General features: G+C 50.4%; 9 protein-coding genes. 1 reads left to right on the forward strand and 8 read right to left on the reverse strand.

The window, feature by feature from the left end; all coding sequences use genetic code 11:
• Positions 1–11: 11 nt before the first annotated feature.
• The 3 genes from Pan241w_RS15850 to Pan241w_RS15860 all read right to left on the reverse strand — a co-directional run bounded on the left by Pan241w_RS15850 (position 12) and on the right by Pan241w_RS15860 (position 9892).
• The gene (locus Pan241w_RS15850) at positions 12–446 is read right to left on the reverse strand and encodes a hypothetical protein (RefSeq protein WP_197999956.1); all 435 of its coding nucleotides are present in this window, start codon (positions 444–446) and stop codon (positions 12–14) included.
• A 256-nt stretch (positions 447–702) separates the two neighbouring features.
• Positions 703–7221, reverse strand: coding sequence for an alpha/beta fold hydrolase (locus tag Pan241w_RS15855; RefSeq protein WP_232107168.1), 6519 nt, complete (start codon positions 7219–7221; stop codon positions 703–705).
• Positions 7222–7315: 94 nt separating this feature from the next.
• On the reverse strand, positions 7316–9892 hold the full coding sequence (locus Pan241w_RS15860; protein WP_145217723.1) for an ankyrin repeat domain-containing protein: 2577 nt from the start codon (positions 9890–9892) through the stop codon (positions 7316–7318).
• 481 nt (positions 9893–10373) lie between these two features.
• Here Pan241w_RS15860 and Pan241w_RS15865 point away from each other — a divergent pair, with 481 nt between their 5' ends.
• A complete protein-coding gene (locus tag Pan241w_RS15865) occupies positions 10374–11372 on the forward strand; it encodes a S1/P1 nuclease (RefSeq protein WP_197999957.1) in 999 nt (332 codons plus the stop codon).
• A gap of 170 nt (positions 11373–11542) precedes the next feature.
• Here Pan241w_RS15865 and Pan241w_RS15870 read toward each other — a convergent pair whose 3' ends face one another.
• The 5 genes from Pan241w_RS15870 to Pan241w_RS15890 form a co-directional block, all read right to left on the reverse strand.
• On the reverse strand, positions 11543–14125 hold the full coding sequence (locus Pan241w_RS15870) for an ankyrin repeat domain-containing protein (RefSeq protein WP_145217727.1): 2583 nt from the start codon (positions 14123–14125) through the stop codon (positions 11543–11545).
• A 546-nt stretch (positions 14126–14671) separates the two neighbouring features.
• Positions 14672–15376: a hypothetical protein gene (locus tag Pan241w_RS15875; protein ID WP_145217729.1), complete on the reverse strand. Its 705-nt coding sequence runs from the start codon at positions 15374–15376 to the stop codon at positions 14672–14674.
• A 168-nt stretch (positions 15377–15544) separates the two neighbouring features.
• Entirely contained in the window at positions 15545–17824 is a 2280-nt protein-coding gene (gene eutB, locus Pan241w_RS15880) for an ethanolamine ammonia-lyase subunit EutB (protein ID WP_145223415.1), read from the reverse strand.
• Between the two features lie 204 nt (positions 17825–18028).
• On the reverse strand, positions 18029–18742 hold the full coding sequence (locus tag Pan241w_RS15885; protein WP_145217731.1) for a pentapeptide repeat-containing protein: 714 nt from the start codon (positions 18740–18742) through the stop codon (positions 18029–18031).
• A 43-nt stretch (positions 18743–18785) separates the two neighbouring features.
• The gene (locus Pan241w_RS15890; protein ID WP_145217733.1) at positions 18786–20201 is read right to left on the reverse strand and encodes a DUF1501 domain-containing protein; all 1416 of its coding nucleotides are present in this window, start codon (positions 20199–20201) and stop codon (positions 18786–18788) included.
• Between the last annotated feature and the right edge of the window lie 17 nt (positions 20202–20218).

Raw genomic sequence — 20218 nt, forward strand, 5'->3', positions numbered from 1 at the left:
GCTGGCATCGCTCACTCCCTGATCACATTCATAATCTGCACGGAATTGAGGTCGTATTGAACCAGATACCGCATGCCGCGGCACTTTGCCTCATACCTGAGGCTGCCGTGAACAGGATCAACGCTTCTGATCTGCAGTTGATCGCAATTCAATTGTGCTTTCAACGTTTGATACACAAAATAATCGTTCGAGTCGGAATCATTCTGAAAATCTTTCGCGCCCCGCCAGGCATTGATTTGCTTAAACCCGGTTTGAACGACCTCCGGCTGAGACTGAATTTCGTCATTATTTAAGGTATCGAAGGTGAGTCCCTGAAATGGTGATTTCAGCTGCGTATTCGGAACCGTTTGAGAAGAATCTACCGGTTCGTTTCGATCAACTTCAGAACAGGCGGTCAACAAAATCAGAATTGGAATGAGACATTTCATACCCATCAGACGAAACAACGCTGTCGGTAGTTCCCGCGCATTCTCATATTTCTCTATAAACAGCTCTACTCACTACGGAACCGGTACGGGGGGGAGAGGTGCTGGCGTCACCTCTTTCGCTATAGACCAGTCAGAGGCTCCCCGACGTTCGCCTGGCTTTTACGGCTCTGCCTTATCGTTTTTGTGGGAAATAGTTAAAAAGGGAAGAGCTGCGTTTGACAAACAGGACAGTATTTACCTCGACATTTCCAGAACTTGTAGAAAACAAACACACTTACTGTGGAACCGGTGCGGGAGGAGGCGCCGGTGTCTGTTTCGTGGTTTTACTCGGTTCATAAATGGATCGCAGATCCTCTTTCAGAATCCAGCCTTGTTTTTTCTGCTTTGACGTCTGTTCCACCCAGAGCCACTTGCCTTGCTCATCCAGAACCAGCAGTCGTTCCCCCCTGGCGATGTCAGCAATCGTTTCGGATTTGGATCTGATTTCTGAAGCGCGGGTCGCAACCGCCTCCAGACCAGCGCCTTTCACATGTTGGTAGTCCGCGAGCGCCTGCTTCCACTGTTTTAACGCAGCATAGGCATTCGCCCGCCCCTTATAGGCATCTGTCAGATCAGGGTTTGCATCAAGGGCGGCACTGAGATGTGTCACGACAGTTTCAAATTGTTTTCGCGCAAAAGCATCTTTTCCTTTTTGATAGTCGTCAACCCATTCAAGTTTCCGCGTGTACTCCAATGCGATCGCCATGACTTCGTTGAAATACGCATCGCGTTCAATCTGGTTTTTATCATTCCAGGATGAGTATTTCGGCGTAATTCGCTGCGTATACTCTGCCAGATACTGTTCCTCGTTGAGTGGTGTCGTCGCGCGATTGCTCTGCCGCTTATACTCGGTCAGTTGATCGAGATAATCCTGAAACACCATGAGATCTTCACTGCGGTCCTCAAAAGAACGACTCAAAGTTCGCACAAGTTCCGGGTTCACATAGCCATCGTGGGGAACCGTTTTCGTAGGCAGCGGATCGACATGCAGCGTGTCCGACATCGCTTCCCGAAACGTTTTGCCAAACTCCGAATACGAAGGAATCTGGATATCGGGAACCACCCCCTGCAGATGAATCACGTCTCCGGTAGGCCGATAAAAAACCCGCGTGGTCATTTGCAGTATCCCCAACTGGGGAGGCTTGTCCTGTTTGAACAATTCGCGACCAATATCAAAGCTGTTCTGAATCGAAGCACTGCCGTATGTTGTACTGTCTCCCAGAATCAGACCACGCCGATAATCCTGGATCGCAGCAATAAAGATCTCCGCGCCCCCCGAACTAAACTTATTCGTCAGTACCACCAGCGGCTTATTCCAGCGGTAATTCACTTTCACTCCATTCAATGTCTGAACTTTCCCTGATTGATCTTTCGTCTGTACCAGAGGTCGCTGACCGATGAATAAACTTGTAAACCGGAACGACTCCGCCAGCATCCCCCCGGAATTATTTCTCAGATCAAGGACCAGAGCCTCAACGCCATCAGCTTCGTATGCTTTCAGAATTTTTTCCAGATCTTTCGAACTACTTCTCCCTGAAGGACCTCGGCTGTCAGAATAAAAAGCGGGCACCGAAACAAAGCCGATGCGTGTTTTCCGTTTCTCACTCACGTATTGCTCATTCAAAATCGTACTGCGGATTCTTGCGAATTGAACTTGATCTCTCGTTAGTTCGATTACCGTCGGCTGATTCTTCTGGCTCGAAATGACTTTTAAACGAACAACGGTCCCCTGTTTACCGCGGATCTTATCTACGATTTCCGTCAGCCTTAATCCGCTAACAGATTCGAATTCCCCTTCTCCTTCAGCCACAGCGATTATCCGATCACCGGTTTTCAATGCCCCACTCCGGGCTGCCGCTCCCCCTTCCGGAAGAGAAACGACTTCGGTATCACCATCCACAATCTGAAGCTGCGCCCCGATTCCGACAATCTGCCGGCGCAGATTGTCCTGAAATCGTCCGATCGATCGGGCAGAGTAGTACGTACTATTGGCATTGTACGATTTCGCCAGCGCGGAAAGAGACCACTCCAGCAACTGCAGATCGTCAATTTTTTCCGGAAGTTGAAACTGACATTCATAGTGTCGCTTCACTCGTTCCAGAGATTCCACAGGACCATAGCCCTTTGCCTTCCGTTTAAGTAATTCCAGTTTCACTCGTTTACGCCAGATTTCTCGAGCTTCCAGTTCATTATCAGGGTAAGGCACTTTTTTCAGGTTGAGAATTTCTTCATCGAGTGTGAAATCGTGCTCTGCAGACAGGTACTCTCGAACGATCTTCAGATTCTGAGCACGCCGTTCGAGGTAGCGATAGAAGACGTCGTAAGCAAAATCGATGTTCCCCTCAGCGGCACCTTCTATAATCTGTTCGGACTGTTTCTGAAACTCATCGATATCTGACTGAAAAAAGAACAACTTCAATGGATCGAGCGCTTTAACATAGTTCTGCAACCAGCGCTGCGCGATTTCCTGATTCAGTTCCTGTGGCTGGAGATGCTTTGTGGCCAGCAGATTCAGAACCGCTTTCGTAATCTGGCGACTCTCCGCATTCTGTCCCTGTAGACTCCGTTTCACCAACGATGCCTCATCGGTTTGCATTGGAATCACGTTCAAAGCATAGACGCGCATTAATTGTGCGACCGGCTTCGCCCCCGATTCATCAATAAACAACACAACTCGCCCCGCACTATAACGCTGTGCCTTCCAGTCTGCTGAGACGGTCGTTCCTATTTTTGCAACAACAGACAGTGCCCCCTCGCGTGGTTCTCCCAGTTTGAAGATCTGGGCAACGCTCTCGGGAGTGACGCCGTCCGGTAATGTGACATCGATTGTCTGAACACGATCGCCGCGCACCACCACATTCACCCGTTTATAGCCACGCACCCGAAATTCGAGCAGTTCGGAGCCGTCACTCATCGGAGAGCGTCTCACCGGCTCGCCCCATTTTTCATCCTGTAACAGTTGATCCACCGTTGTTGTGCCTGCTTCCACATTTCGGAAAAAGAACGACTTCATTTCCTCGGCAGGCGCTTTCATTTCAGGTGCTGCCGTAGAGGGAGTCTGAGGCTGGGGAGTCGCCTCAACAATCTCAGGCTGCGGTTTGAGTTCCACGGGCGAGGCCGTGTAATCACAGGACTGATCCATCCGATCAAAGGGTTTCCAGCCCCAACCGTCATTGGGCTCCAGATTAAAACCTTGTACAAATTTTTCGCGAAAGTATTGCTGAAGATACCGATCAGGATTGGGCCCTGGTGCCAGAGGGATGTGTATGACCAGGCCATTCGGCTCAAAAGCAGTGTTGGGATAATCAACGCCCGGCGAACCATCGTACTGATTCTCCGGACCGTGATGGACCACATCCCCACCTACGTGATCAACTGTAAAATTAATTTCTTTAATGAGTTCAATCTGCCAGGGATAGACGGCACCATATCTTTCTTTGTCAAATCGTTTCGTTTGTCCTTCTTTATAAATCGGCTTGCGGGGAGGTGGTCCTCGTTCTGTTGGAGGACCACGGGGCGTTCCAATCGCCAGCAGATCATAGTCGGCTGTCAATGGTCGGTGATTCTGATCGGCCAGAACCTTGATTTCATTTTCCGTGATCACATACTGATTAGCCACTAATTCCTGATCTTCATCCGGATCATAATAGCGGCCGTTACCAATATCGACCACCACCCGCTCCCGTCCATCAGCGCCACTTGGTTTAACGGCAATCAACCGCTTGCCGGCATAGGGAGCATCGTCGTAATCCAACACTTTTTCGGTTGCATCGCCGGCTTTAATACAACTTTGGACCAGCCTGTTAAACTTCGCGATTTCCTCTTTGGTGACTGCGGTCTGTCGTCCCAGTTTGCTCAATCGCTGCTGGGTAGGTATAAACCCTTTCTGCGGTCCCCAGTCGGCACTTTTCCCTTTGATGCGCATATTCTTTGTGGCCGCGCCTTCGGCAATCCGCGCTGTTGCATGTTGATTGACGGGACGTACCACGATAATCAACCCCGTGTCCCGGGCGACCTCTGAAAAACTTGCGGCCTGTTCGGGGACAATGTTCGAACGTGCAATCGCCTCGCCGCGGCTCACGTTCGACCAGTCCCAGGGTTTCGAGCCCGCTTCACCCGGTGACACGTTCGTCAGCGGTTGTCCCGCGGCCGGAAAGCCCTTGGGATCGAATAGCTCTGCAGGTCCCGTCAGTAACTCAATCACCCTGCTTTGGACCGCAGGATAGCGCGGTGCAAAACCATGTAATACATTACAGACGGTTGAGGTATACCGTTGTCTTAAGCCCCCCAGTTGACTCTGCAGTCGCACCGTACAATCGTTTTGGGTATTTCCAAACACCGCTGCCCGGAACAACAGCATCAAGACCTGCTCGTCGTTGAGGTTCCCTCCCAGAAAACCCTTGTTGCGACGGTAATCGAGCGTTTTCAGGAAATCCAGTAGTCGCTCTGCATCCTCTTTTTGTTCGACTTGATTGAAAACCTTGGCCAGCATCTTCGGGTGCTGATAAAACACTTCACAAACGGCGATGGCTTCATTTCGATATTTCGCTTCAAAGTCATACATGTCGCCGGCAGTGGAAACCAGGCCGATCGCATGAGCAGGAACCGAAGTCGGGCCGATTTTTTGCAGTGCTTTCGAGGTCGGAATCTGATCGAGGGCCGCACCGGTATCGAGTCCGGTTTTCCAGTCTGCAAATCCAAACAGCCCACGTGAGGCGATATAATCAAAGAAGCCTTCTTCACCGATTTTGATCGCACGCAGCGCATGAAACACGCGCGGCATATCCGAACCATGGTGCGTCGAAGCAATCGTAATCAGCCGGTGAATATCGCCCTTGTTAAAATTGGCGGGGCGTTTATAGCTGGCATTATATTCGGGAGAGGCATACACCCGAGGCAGCACTCCCCCCAGACTATGCCCCACCACATCGGCCTGGGTCGCCGCCAGATTCAACGAGGCGCCGCGAAAATCTTCCAGCGCCTGTTCAATGCCGCCATGCTCTTTGCTCCAGACCACTCGTTTATTATCTTCAAATCGGCTGGGACCGCTCCCTTTTCGACCATTGGTCGATTCAAAATCAACCGTATAAACCGCAAGACCCCGGTTGGTAAGACGCTGCAACAAAGCAGGACCGCGCGAGGTCTTCGTCTGCCAGCAATTTTTTGGATTATCATACGTGCCATGCACCAGCACCACGGGGGGACGCGCCAATATCAGCGGAAATTCTTTTTTCGTTGGCTGTGATGTTGTACTTGCGTTAATCTCCTGCATCGAAACCTCAACCGGAATCGACCGGAACTCCATCCGTGTCGTCCGCTCGCCGATTTGAATGGTGGAATAGGACTTTTTCCCAGCTGAGATTTTCGAGAAATCTGCAGGGGGAGCATATAATGCAAAGGCATAATGCTTCCCTTCGAATTCGACGGTCTCGACTTCCACGCGGCTCAAGTCGCCAGCACTGCCCGAATTTGTTTCCTGCAAACGAAATTGTGAACCGTCCAGTTGGTCCAATCGGCCCGCATACTCTCCAGGAATCTGAAACACTACTTTGCCCGGTTTTTTCGCCTCGGCACGTAATAACATCAGACTCACTCCATCGGCGACGGCTCCTTTCCGTTTGAGATCCCATTTGACCAGGGTTTCTTTCTGCTTATGGATCCGATTCTGGCGTTGCTCGTTTCGCTGTTCGGCTTCCAGCTCATCGACTTTCTCAATCTGCAATGGCAGCTGCAGATCAGATGCTTCGTGAGTCAGTGCCGTATTCGCATCGAGAAGGGTCAGTTCAACTGCTTCGGCCGGGGATTCTGCCAGGCGGTATCGGAGCGTCAGATCGTATGTATTGATCAACATCCCTGGAATCGCGCCACCTTCATCCCCCAGGTTATCGGAAATATGCAACGAGATGTCCAGGAAATAGGGGGAATCGCGCCGTCGGGGTATCTGCGTCGCATTGATCAATCCACTCGAAGCTGGAACATTCAACACATGCGTAAAACCGTCTTCTCCCCCCGGTTTCCCCTCTGTTTTCTGAACATAAGTGTGCGTGGTCCGATATGTCACTGGGTTTATCCCTTGTCCACCTTCACCCAGACTAATTCCAAGCTGCTTAAACCATTCTAACTGCCCCGCACTGGAAATATCCTGATACGTTTCCTGTTTCCCGGTTTGGAAAAAAGGAATGATCGGATCGCGGTGTCGCAGATTCGGATCATCGAGACGCAAATCGCGAGGCGACCAGGCATATCCCAGGCTGATCCGATGTGTTGTTTGTAGAGGAGAAGTCCGACTGATCGGATTTTTATACTCACCGATAATTTTAAAGCGACTCGCAAATCGGGCCTTGTTCTTCAGCAAAGCGGCAACCAATGGGGTGCTTGAGCCTTGATTCAGCGGTTTGACCAGATGAGAAAAATCCAGTCTGGCCGGAAACTCATAATGCACTTCGACCTGGACCGTTTTCTTTTGTGCTTGCGTCTTCTTCACCCGCCGCGGCCACAGTTTACGTGCGAATCTGGCTGTATAAGAGGTACCATTTCCGCCCGGCGCGACTTCTTTCGGAATAGACCAGAGCGGAGGCCGTCGACGTTCACCTGGCTTTCTAGGTTCTGCCTTGTCCCGTTCAGGATCAATCTCCTTAAAGAAGACTTTATCTAGAACAAAACTGGCCGGCCCCAGATCTACTGACAGTTTTTTCTGCTCTTCTGCGTAGCTGCACGTTGTTCCGGCAACCATCGCCAGACAAACACAAAACATGATGAAAGCCAATTTCTGATTCTTCAAAGTAGAAGCTCCCAAATATTAATCGTTGAGGAACGACATACCACTCCTGACTGTTTGAACAAGACACTCACTCTTTCGTAGTGACTTCCTTTGTTTTCTCAGGCACTTTAATCTGCTTCGGAAACTCACTGCGGACCCAATCAATCCCAATCAGATTGATCCCGGCTTTCAATTGAGCCTGAATGTATTTTTCATGGTACTGGCGTCCCTGCGGAATGTCGTTAAAAATCGACACCGACATATCTTTGAGCGCACCATAACAGGTGGACAGCGCCCGCTCGACTTTTAGACCGGGGCGTGCCTGCACATTTTCTGCCTGAGCCGTATACTGTTTGGCTTTTTCAAAGGACTCTGCCGTCCCCTGCTGCCTGCAGATTTCACACATCGCCCCCATGACTTTGATATAATGGGCCTCTAACGTTCGCCCCCGATCCTCTTCGGCTTTCAGCAGCCAGTCGGCGACAGTGTTGCACTCGGCCAGATACTTGTCGACCTGGCAACTCTTCTCACCACCATTCCGCATGTACGAATACATAAATGAAGTCAAAGCACTGCTATAGTACCGGGCTGCCTGTGCCTTTTTCTGTGTGGTATTCGCGCGTTGAAAACGGCTTCGCCCCGATTTTACTTTATCATAAGCTCGCTTCAGACTATCTTGATTTCGTTGCGAGACTGGATCGACATTTAGTTCATATTCAAAGTCATAGACTTCCCCGTCCAGGGTTACCACGCGTGCCTGAACGACATGTTTGCCAGGCGTCATACCACATAACCAGGCATGATTCCCAAGGCGCGGCATCATTTGTCCGCCGCGTGCGGGCCTCCAGAACCGGTAGGTGTAAATGGTGCGTCCTTTGATCTGGTTCCGCACCACATATTCTTTTTCCCAGACCTTATAATACCGCTTACGATCAATGACGACGCCGGGAGTGCCGAGTTTGTCACTCTGGTAACGTTCCTGGTCAAACTCCAGCACCGTAGGACTGAATCCGAATGTAGAGGAAGTCTCAGTACGACTCGATCCCTGCAGCACCAGTTGAGATTCTGAAATATGCCCCACGAGATAACGGACTATCTCCAGTAGACCTTTCATAATCGTATTCTCGTCTGTGACCTGCTCCACAACTTCGTTATCTTGCGTCAACATGAATTGATAGGCAACAAGGTTGTATCGCAGTGTCAACAGATTTCGTCCGATTTCCAGTTCGTCCAGTAAATCCTTGCGTTTGGCTCTCTTGGCATCTTTCAGAAGATATCGCATCGCATTCAATCGCCCCTCCGCACGAGCGAAGACCCGACGCGCCTTGCGCAAATCGACTTTTGCGGGGTCGGTATTACTCAGCGCTACTAATTCTTCGCAGGACTCCATTAACGTGTCTACCGAGGCATGGGTCCGCTCTTCCAGGTTCCCTTTCGGACGCAAGGATTCGCGGATCATCGGCCAGAGTTGCTCTTCCAGTAAAACCAGCACAATCTGCTGGGCCAAACGAATCACCATCCGATTACTGGAAATATCTACCACCAACTTGGCGACTTCCTGCCTGACATGAAACCGTACTTTGGCCCGGGCTGCCGCTTTCAGAGACTTCAAATCATTCAACCGGATTCCAATCCGTTGCTGCAGCTGTTTGTCGAAATACCCCTGCAGGTCCAGTTCCAGCCGCTTGACCGTTTTCTCCTGCATCCGTCCGACATGTTCTTCCTTAAGAAACTCCCCTAATCCTTCTCGCTCCAGTCGGTTCGCTACGGCCTGTTTCAGGTAATCCGTTGCGGCCGCCTGTAAAAATGGAGCCGTTCGCTTTTCGTAATTGGGATCTTCATCCTGGGGTAACTGCAACTGTGATAACTGCTTGAGCATAATCGTTGAGCGCTCCACCATCGACCGCATCTCCTGCACCAGTTGCCGCTCTTCCTGCAAACCCCGCCGCGGTCCCCGGTTTGTATTGGTGTATTGATCCAGAAACGCACAGGCTGACTGCGTGGCATTAACCAACAATTCCCCCTGTTTTTTCACATCCTCTTTCGGAGGCGGATTCTGTAAGGCTCCCAGAGCCTTGAATCGTTCATCGATTTTCTTAAGTTGAGCATGATGTTTTTTCAACGGCTCCAGCCAGACCGAAACAGGGCGGGTTTTCTGAGGCCGTGCGACTTTATGTTTGCCTGCCTTGACCAGTGCAGCCCGTTTTTGCATTAACGAAACCAGCCTCTGCGCATCCTCTTTGTCGTTTCCCTGATTGACCAGATCTATGGGTGACTGGTTCTGCTGATCCTTGATATTGATGTCGGCGCCATTTTCAATCAGGATCATTGCGATCGTAAGATGATAATTAGAGACAGCAACGTGCAGTGGTGTCTGCCCCTTCTCATCCACCGAATTGGGATCCTCACCCGCTCTGATCCGTCCCAGCAGCTCTGCATACTTGCGTTGTTTGACCAGTTCATGCAGACTCAATTTTTCATCGCCAGCCTTTTTTTCCATACCTTCCACAGCACGTAGCCGTTCTTCCAGATCAGGTAGCTCCTCCCCCGGAACTGTCTCAGCAGAAGTTGAATCCGTCTCTTGCGCAATCAGCAGATCACATGACGAAATGGAAAAGGAGAGAGAAAGAACAACAGCGACAAGACCAATAGACTTTCGTAACACAAACACAAGAACTCCTCCTCAGTCATGAATTGGTAGTTTTGGGAAGGTATCAAAGCGAGCGATTCACGCACTTTAAAACTGCTAACCGCCGTTAGATTCAGGCGCTTAAGCTGAGGCAAATTGATACTCGTCACGGACAACACCGCGAGAGGCCTTCGTAGCAGTATGAGAACTGCTGCCGCTCATCGACAGCAACACAAGCGATTATAAAACGCAACAACATGATGTCAACAAGATCAAAGAACAGTTAAAACATTTCTCGTTATTGAGAGTCATTCTTAATTGAGAAGTGAATTTATTTGTCACTCGAATCAATTCAGCCAAAACAATTCGGCAGCGACAACAGCCTTTGAACAAAGGATTCAGTTTATGAATTTTGTATAAACACTGCTTTTACCTGCTTGTAAAAACATCAGGTTTCCCCCTATAGATGAGATAGCAAAAAACCTTTTCCTTTTCTGTCTTTTCAGGTGTTACAATCGTGAAGCATTTCGCTCTGCGCATTATTCCCCTGACCGTTGGTCTTATTCTTTTTTCACAATGTTTTACGCACGCCTGGAACTATGCCGGGCATCGCATCATTGCCTCCATCGCCTATGATCAACTCGATCCATCAACGCAGACAGCGATGCTTGAATTGCTGAAACAACATCCTCGATTCGAACAGGACTTCCAATCGCGGATGCCTGATGTCATCAAAAACGCAAGTCCCGAAATCCAGAATCGCTGGATCTTTATGCGCGCCGCAACCTGGCCGGATCTTGCCCGCAGTTTTAACGATGCTAACCGCGAAAAATACCACCACGGCACCTGGCACTACATCAACCAGCCCATCTATCTTGACTCTGCATCAGAACAAGTTTTAAGCCGCGCACTAACCGCAAATGTCGCGACATCAATCAAAGAGGGCGACGATCCGCTACTGTTCAACATCCTGCAGGCACTGGAATATTGTGTCAAAAAAATGAAAGACCCCGCCGTCAGCAAAGCGGACAAAGCCGTCTACCTCTGCTGGATCATGCACCTGACCGGCGACAGTCATCAGCCTTTGCATTCCTCGGCTCTGTTCTCCAAAAAAACCTTCCCGGAAGGCGATCGAGGCGGCAACAGCATCCGCATTGGCAAATCCAACCTGCATTCCCAATGGGACGGCTTACTGGGGAACAGCTTCAAATATTCCGACATCGTCGGCCACGCAGTCGGCATCGCCCGCAATCCGGCCATGAAACAACTTGGCGAGAAAGCGACACAGCAAATGAACTTCTCCGCCTGGATCAACGAAAGCCATGAATTGGCCCGCGAGAAAGCCTACTGTCCTGAGATCCTGGAAGCGGCCCGCAAGAGTGAAGCTGCCGACGGTAAATTCCAAAAGCTCTCCGCACTCCCCCCAAGCTACTACCAGCAGGCCGGCACCATCGCCGCCAAACGAGCCGCCCAGTCAGGCTGGCGACTGGCAGAACTGATCAAGAATGTACAATGAACCGAAACCTTCTTCCTGTCAGCGTACTGCATCCGTTTCAGATGGTTTGACTTTCCACCAGACAGACATAAACCACAAGGAAAGCCAATTTCTGATTCTTCAATGTAGAACCTCCCAGATAGCAAACGTTGAGGAACGGCAGACCACTCCTGACTGCTTAAAAAAGACTCTCACTCTTTCGACGTGACTTCCTTTGTTTTCTCAGGCACTTTAATCTGCTTCGGAAACTCACTGCGTAACCAGTCAATGTCCAACAGCTTGAGCCCTGATTTCAATCGTGCCTGGATATCTTTCTCGTGGTATTTGCGTCCCTCTGCAACATCATTGAAGATCGTCACCGACATATCTTTCAATGCATCGTAGCAGTCGGCCATGTATCTGGTTTTTCTGAGTCCAGGGCGGGCCTGCACCTTCTCGGCCTGGGCGGTATACTGTTTGGCTTTTTCGAAAGATTCCGGCGTTCCCTGCTCACTGCAGATCTGGCACATGGCTGCCATGGTTTTGATGTATTGGACTTCTAACGTCCGCCCTTCATCCGGTTCTCCCTTCAGCATAAAGGAGGCGACGGCATTGCATTCATCCAGAAAACGCTGTACGTCACAGCTCTTTTCACCCCCATAACTCATTAATGTAGACATGAACGCAGTCAGCGCACCGCTGTAATCGCCGGCGCCCCGGGCTTTTTTCTCAGTCGAATCTGCGCGGGTAAAGTTGGCGCGTTCCCGTTTGACTCCCCTGTAAGCATAATTGATTGAATCCTGATCGCGTTGTGAAAGCGGTCGGACTTCTATTTCATATTCAAAGTCGTAGATTTCCCCGTCCAGCGTCACCACACGCGCCTGCACGACATGGGTGCCGGGCGCCATGCCGCATAACCAGGAATCGTTCCCGATTCGCGACATCATATCCCCGCCACGGGATGGTCTCCAGAAACGGTAGCTGTAAAGCGTGCGGCCTTTCAGTCTGCTCCGCACGACATATTCTTTTTCCCAGACCTTATAGAACCGCTTCTTTTTTACAACGATGTCCGGTCGGCTCAATTGTTTACGCTGATAACCTTTGCGATCGAATTCCATAACAGTAGGATAAATGGCAAAAGAGGACCGCGTTTGAGGAGAATCGACCCCCAGCAGCACCAGATTCGAATCGGAAATATGCCCCACCAGATAGCGGGCCACTTCCAGCAGGCCTTTCATGATTGTATTTTCGTCTTTCACCTGCTTAGCAACCTGGTTCTCTTCCCGGAGCATGAACTGGTAGCTCACCATATTGTAACGCTGAATTAACATATTCTGTGATACCGCCAGCTCGTCCAGCAGATCCTGACGTTTCGCTTTTTTGGCATCTTTCAACAGATACTTCATCGCCTTCTGCCGTCCCTCGGCCCGGCGGAGGACTTTAGATGCTTCGCGCAGATCCAGCGCGGAAGGATCCTGGCTGCTTAATTCTGACAGTTCTTCGTAGGACTTTTCCAACGTCGCCACTGAAGCCCTCGTACGAGCTTCGAGATTCCCTTTCGGTCGCAACTCCTCGCGAATCTTCGGCCACAATTTTTCTTCCAGTAACTCCAGCACCACGTCCTGCGCAAAACGGATCACCAAATGATAGCTGGAAATATTCATGACCAGTTTGGCCACCTGGGCTTTAATCTCATTCCGCACCTTGGCCCGTGCGGCCGCCTGAAGCGACTTCATATCATTGAGCCGAATGCCAATGACCTGCTGCAATTGCTGATCGAGATAACCCTTCATCGATTTCTCGATCTGTTGGGTAGAGCGATCTCGAAACATCTGCAGATGTTCTGGTTTGATGAACGCCCCCAACCCTTCCTGGTCGAGTTTCTCTTCCACTTCCTGTTTCAGATAAAATAACACCGCCTCATGGGCAACACTCCGGGAACGGGCCGCATATCCCGCATCTTTATCCTGAGGCATCTGCAACTGTGAAAGCTGCTGCAGGATAATGGTCGAACGTTCCAGCATCGCACGCATCTCGCGCACCAGTTCCCGTTCTTCAAACAGACCGCGTCGCGGCCCCCGATTCGTATTCGAATATTTGTCCAAGTAAGCACAGGCAGCTTGCGCTGCAGCGACCAGCAGTTCCCCCTGTTGTTTTACATCTTTTTTCGGAGGGGGAGTCTGCATTGCGCCCAGAATCCGGAACCGTTCATCGATTTTCTTAAGTTGCGCGTGATGCACTTTCAACGGTTCCAGCCAGACCGAAATTGAGCGGTTTCGCTCTGGCCGCGGGACTTTATGTTTCCCTGCTTTCACCAGCGCATACCGTTTTTCGAGCATCGAAGTCATCTCCTCGGCACTCTGCTGATCATATTCCTGTTTCACCAGATCCAGGGGCGTCTGATTCTGCTGATTCTCCTTATGGATATCGGCCCCGTTATTAACCAGAATCAACGACATCGTTAGTTGATGTCCCGCAATCGCAATGTGCAAAGGAGCCTGCCCTTGATCATCCAGCGCATTCAAATCGGCGCCGGCCCGGATCCGCCCAATAACCGCCGCATACTTTCGTTGCTGGACCAACTGATGCAGACTCAATTGATCTTCGCCCGCTTGTTTCTCCATCCCTTGGACGGCACGCAGTCGTGCTTCCAGGTCGGGCAATTCCTCTCCCGGTACCGGTTCAGATGCGGCGTCCTTCGATTCCTGGGCCAGGATGACTGCATGCGGTGAAGCAAGAAAACAGAGCGTCAGAACGGCAGAAAGAAGACCAACGCGCTTACCCGGTACACACATAAGAACTCCTCCTCAATCATGATTTGGCAGTCGGGAGACAGAGGTATCATGGCGATTATAAATCGGCCCGACACAAGGTCAACATGCGGAATGAAGTGATCTCTCCGTTTCTCGTAATTGAGAGGAAGTCTGTTTCGAACCGACCTTGGCATTCTCAGAAGAAACATTTTTAATCGGATACAGATTATGAATTTTATATAAACACACACCTAACCTGCTTGTATTAACATCAGGTTTCTCCCTATAGATGAGGTAGTGCATTACCGGTTTCTTTATTGTCTCAACTGGTGTTATTATGGTGAACTGTTTTTTCTGCGCAGCGTTTCTCTGGTTGTTGTCCTGGTCTTATTTTCGCAATGCATCGCGTTTGCCTGGTACTATGCCGGCAATCCCATCCAAGAGAACCACCCAGTCAGGCTGACTGGCGACTGGCTAAACTGATTAACAGCCTGCAATAAGCAAACCCGAGTTCCATCAAAGTGCAGTATTGGTTTCCGGTGATTTCACTTCCCACAAGATCAGCAGCTGAGCCGGGACTGTTTCTAGTTACCAACCATGATCTCGAGAATAGTAGAACCAATTTCCCTGATAATTATTATCAAAGTTCTCTTTCGAATCGAGTTCAACATTAAACGAATCACGCTGAAAATAATCGAATTCATCGTATTTTTTCAAGAGTCGAAACAAGGCATCAGCCAACCGCTCATATGTTCCATCACTTTTGGCCCGCTCAACTTGGTCGTCGGTGTAAAAGAAGAAACTCCCATACGAGAATTGCCAGATTTCCCGGCGGTGCATACTCTTGATCAAATCGTCGATTTCAGATTCTTTGACATGAGAACGGACTTCGTCTCGTGCATCCATCTCAAAGGATGTGAAAATGACGAACATATTTTTTGTCTGATATTTTTCAACACCCACTTTTCTGAGTATTCTCTGTGAGAATGATAGAGATTGAGAATCATTACGTTTTAAGATCTCTTTAAATGCAACCAAGATCGCATCCTGCTTTTCAGAATCAAAATTCAAAGACCCATCACGGAATTTTTCAGCCTCGCTGATGAACTCAAAAACCACATTCAACCGCGGTTGTTTGAACGGAGAGATCACTTCATAGCAAATATTCAACACAGGCGTGCCATAGGTTGCCTCGATCCACTCTGCTAACTCATCAAAGGGAAATAACCGTATTTTCTTACCCTGTTTGATAAGCTTGGAATCTTGGTAATCCCTATCTTCCGTGGTAAACATCGTTCTTCCAGCATTCTAGAAAAGTGCCATTGCATTCTCAGATCTTATCTATTATTTGTGACACAATAAGTAGAACGATGTTCGCTTACACATCGACCACACAGTTACATTCAATACAACCAATTTTGGTGCTTTTTATGTTTTGAAAACCCCAAGAAGATCGCGTAGTCACCCCAGATTCATCTGCTGCAAAATCCGCACAGTATCCTGGGCGGCGTGGGTGGGTTTGAGGGCCGTTGTTGCGATGCCGGAGACGACGCGGGTGATGTTGTGATCCACCTGCCCCGCTTGTCCCCAGACTGATCCCGGGGGAGAAGTCATGTAGACCGAGAAGGTATGATGTCCTGTGCCGGGGCGTTCGCCGATGATGTGCAGAATCGCCCGGTTGTCCACAAGACCTCCGAACAACGTTTCGCCAATCCGATAGCCGGCGCGGACACGCCCCGACCGAACGACGATATTCTGCTCCGCTGGCCGAAAACCGGCCGTCTGCAACTGAGATCGGAGTTCTTTCAGAAATGGTTCCAGCTGCCCTTCATCCATGATTGACAGCGCATTCAAGCCGTCGGAGATCACGATCTGTACGTTATACTTGTCGCCGTACTGTTGTCGCAGTTGTTGAACCGCGGTCTGAGATTCGTTCGAAAGCAGCTCACCCGTGGTGGGATGCAGAATGTATTCCAGCCGGTCGTTGGACTGTGTCTTGACGGGAACCACACTCGGCACGCCAGCGACAAAGGTGGGACTCAGCTCGGCCCAGATACTTTTTTTGGCGTCCTGATAAATCTGGTCGATCTCGATTTTCAATGCCGGATTCAACTCAGAAGGTTTCTGTCCAAATCCTTCCGCGATGAACACGCCCCGCTTGCGGATCTCTGCTAACTGCTGACGGCCCGCTTTGATTATCGCGGCGTCACTCCGTGTATCCCCCTTCTTGCGACGATACTGCAGATAAACCCACGTCGGGTCGCCGAAATGCTGCGTCGGTTTGCCGTCGGCGTCGATCACAGCCAGCTTTTGAAAGAAGGCCCACATCGCATCGTTCACGCGCGTGCCGAATTTCTCACGAATCCGCACATGATCCTGAAATCCCGTGGTGAGATAACCGAGCATCGGGTCAATCTTCGTCGGTAGTGCCATCAGATAGGCGGGATTGGCGGGCATGATCTGATCCAGGCACCAGTCCAGGTCATCCAGCGACACGTCCATATGCAGCGTCGAACAGACATCCAGGCCAATCGTCAAGCCATGCAGTTTACCCATCACGATGTCTTCCAGACAACAGCGCACTAACTGCTCACGCGTCCGAAAAACTTCCGGCCCGATGAACCCGGCCACATCATTCAAGTGCACCCAGGGGGCCGGTGTTTTGCCTGCTGCTTTTTGAGCCGCAGCAACTTCGTGGGTCAATGCACGGGCAAAACCGTATTTCCGCGACTCGTGCAGCACCATATCAAAACCGTGACTGTGTCCGTTGGTGAAGTCGGCTCCCTGCCCGGTTTCGAAATATAAACCATATTTCCCCGTCCGCGAGCGGGCATAGTCGCGCATCTTTTTCAGACTGATGTCGAACGTCTTATTGGCGTCATCACTGCCGGCGATACTTTGAAACCAGAGGGCAGTACTCCCCGGACTCTGTCGTTCCACCTCTGCCTGCACATCAATATGCGATAACACACAGTGCGGCATCACATCCTCAACCCCAAACGTGACCAGCAGATCACGCAGAACCAGTTCCACCGCCCGCACCGATTCGGGCTCACTGGAAACCGGATTTGTCCCCAGCACGACATCACCCACTGCATAAGACCAGCCGTCCAGAACCTGCCAGAAAATATCGTCCGGATTGTCAGTGGGTGAGTTGGGTTGAATCCGTGCTCCCAGATAGTCTTTTGCTCCGATCTGGCTGCCGGGCAGCGGATTAAAGACTTTCGCGCCCACGGCAATCAATTCCTGTTGACTCATCAACTTGACGACACAGCCGATGACATCACTGGAAAGCCCTGGTGCCACCGCTTTGATGGCCGCTTCATTTTGCGTGAGCAGCAACTGTTTCAATTCGCCGACCGTCAGTTTCGCAGCACGATCATGTGCCTCGGATGACTGTCCCTGCACAATCAATTGATGCAGTTCGTCCTCAAAAACAGGATTCACATTCAGATCTTGAATCCGGGTCCGTTCAATCAGTTGCCGGGCGTTGTCTCGAGAGCGCTGATCGACGGCCGCCACGCCGATCATCTGATCGCCTTCCTTGAATTCATTCGCTGCACCAAGGATCTGCCGATACAGTATGGGATCGAATGCTCCTTTGACGCGCTCGATGTACGCGAAGAGATCTTCCCCCTCCTGAATCTCTGGAATCGAAACGCCTGCGTCAGTTGTTTCCCTGGCTGCCATCCGTTTTGCCTGCGTGAACGAGAGTGTCAGAGCGAACGGGGCTCCCAGCATGGTTTGTACGAAATCGCGACGGTTCCACTGCACAGTTCTGGTCCCTTTCAAGCAAAGCCTTGAAGAAAAATCAGAGCGGGCACACTCTGATCTGCGTAGACACCATCATACCATCGACGGAAAAAGAAATACAATGTTTTGTAGGACTAGTGTGTCAATGAAATTGATTTCCGAAGTTCATTTACTGGAAGGTGATCCCAATTTCTATGCTCGCACTATTGTACAAAGTTCAATTTCGAGATCATCCAGTTCCACATGAACTGACCAGTCATCTGCTCGAAACCCCTTTACCGGAGGATCACACCGCTTAAGTTCATCAAGCCAATCGCGAGATTCTACATGAGCATCTTTAAGATTTACTCCTGTGAGATCGGCACCACTGAATATCGTTCCTCTTAAATCGGCGTTTTCGAGGTTGGCGTCCGTCAAATCAGCGTTAGTTAATTTTGCATTTCTCATTTTGGCGCCGCAACAATTAGAACCCCATAAATTTGCTGCTTCTAAATTCGCACTGCCTAACAAAGTGCCGCTCAAATTCGCATTTTTGAAAATGGCTTGATCTAATTTTGAACTATGCAATTTTGCTTTGGCTAAATCTGCATTCGTTAGATTTGCTCCCGTCAAGAAGATCCCAAACATAACTGCTTCGCTCAAATTAGCCTCCGCTAAATCAGCATATTCCAGATTGACAAATCTTAAATCTGACTTACTAATATTCGCGCCTCTTAAATTAGCCCCTTCTAAGACATTACAATTTAAACTCAACATTCGTAGATCAGCACCGCTGAGATCAGCATCATTTAAAAATAAACCTGTAAGATCCATGACGGGCATTGGGACATCGTCGGAAGGTATCTCCTCTTTCATTTTTTCATCAGAACATTGCTTTATTAGATAGACGTGCTCCGGATTAGCCATTCCTATTTATCCTCATCCATTTTTTATTAGGATAGTACCCGAATCAAGCTAAAATGTCATGCACGACATGACCATGCACGTCAGTCAGCCTGCGATCGATGCCGGCGGTACGAAAGGTCAACCGAGTGTGATCGATGCCCAACAAATGCAGAATCGTCGCATGCAGATCATAGCAATATGTCTTTCCTTCCGCCGTCTGGTAGCCCAGATCGTCACTTTTGCCGTGTGTGGCGCCCGCTTTCACTCCTGCGCCGGCCAGCCAGGTGACGAAGGTTCCCCGATTGTGATCGCGGCCTTCACTCCCTTGTGCGAACGGCGTGCGTCCAAATTCGGTCGTCCAGATCACGAGCGTATCTTCCAGCAGCCCGCGGGCTTTCAAATCGCGGAACAGTGCGGCAATCGGTTGATCGGCGCTGCTCGCGATGGCGGGCAACTCGGTTTTAATATTGCCGTGATTGTCCCAGTTATTGACGGCCCCCTGGGGACCACTCCAGACCTGCACGAACCGCGTTCCCCGTTCCAGCAGCCGTCGCGCCAGTAACACACGTCTGCCAAAATCTTCCGTCACCTTCTGATCCAAGCCGTAAGCTGCGTGCGTCTCTTTCGTCTCACGAGACAAATCAAAGGCTTCCGGTGCACTCAACTGCATTTTCGCTGCCAACTCTCCGGCGGCAATGCGGGCTTCGAGCCGAGAATCATCGGGTCGCGGCTCAGCATGCTTTCGATTTAACTGTTGCAACAACGCAAACGTATCTTTGTCCGCTTTGCCACTGGCAAACGCATACTGCGGATCGGCGAACAGATTGGGAATCGGCGTCTTACTTGTCGCGTTAACCAGCGTTCCCTGATGTTTGGCCGGCAGAAAACCACAACTGAAGTTTCCTTTCTGATTATAAGGCAGCCCCCGCGTATCCGGCAGCACGACAAATGTGGGCAGATTATCCGCCAGATTACCCAGAGCATAAGAAATCCAGGCCCCCAGACAGGGAAAACCGGGCAACATAAACCCGGTATTCATCATGTAACTCGCCGGACCATGCACGTTGGTCTTGGTCGTCATCGCCATCAGAAACGCCAGTTCGTCAACAATCTCAGCCTGATGCGGAAAAACCGAACTGACCCAGCGCCCCGTTTCGCCATACTGTTTGAATTCAAAGGGACTTTTCATCACCGCCCCCGCGGCAGCTGTAAAGCCTTCTGGTTTTTCTTTAGGTCCCAGCTTCTGACCGTGCAGCCGCACCAGTTCCGGCTTATAGTCGAACGTGTCCATCGGGCTGGCTCCGCCGTTCATGAACAACTGAATGACCCGCTTCGCTTTCGCACGATGATGCAGGCCCCCGTTCAAATCAGCAGACGGCGCTGCATTCGATGCTTGCCCTAACCAGCACGCCAATGCGGCCGCCCCGAAGCTGCCTCCGGAACGAGTCAGCAATTCACGCCTTGAAATGGGAAGATTCATGTTCCGTGTCCTCGCCG

It is taken from the genome of Gimesia alba, from assembly GCF_007744675.1.
Lineage (GTDB): Bacteria > Planctomycetota > Planctomycetia > Planctomycetales > Planctomycetaceae > Gimesia > Gimesia alba.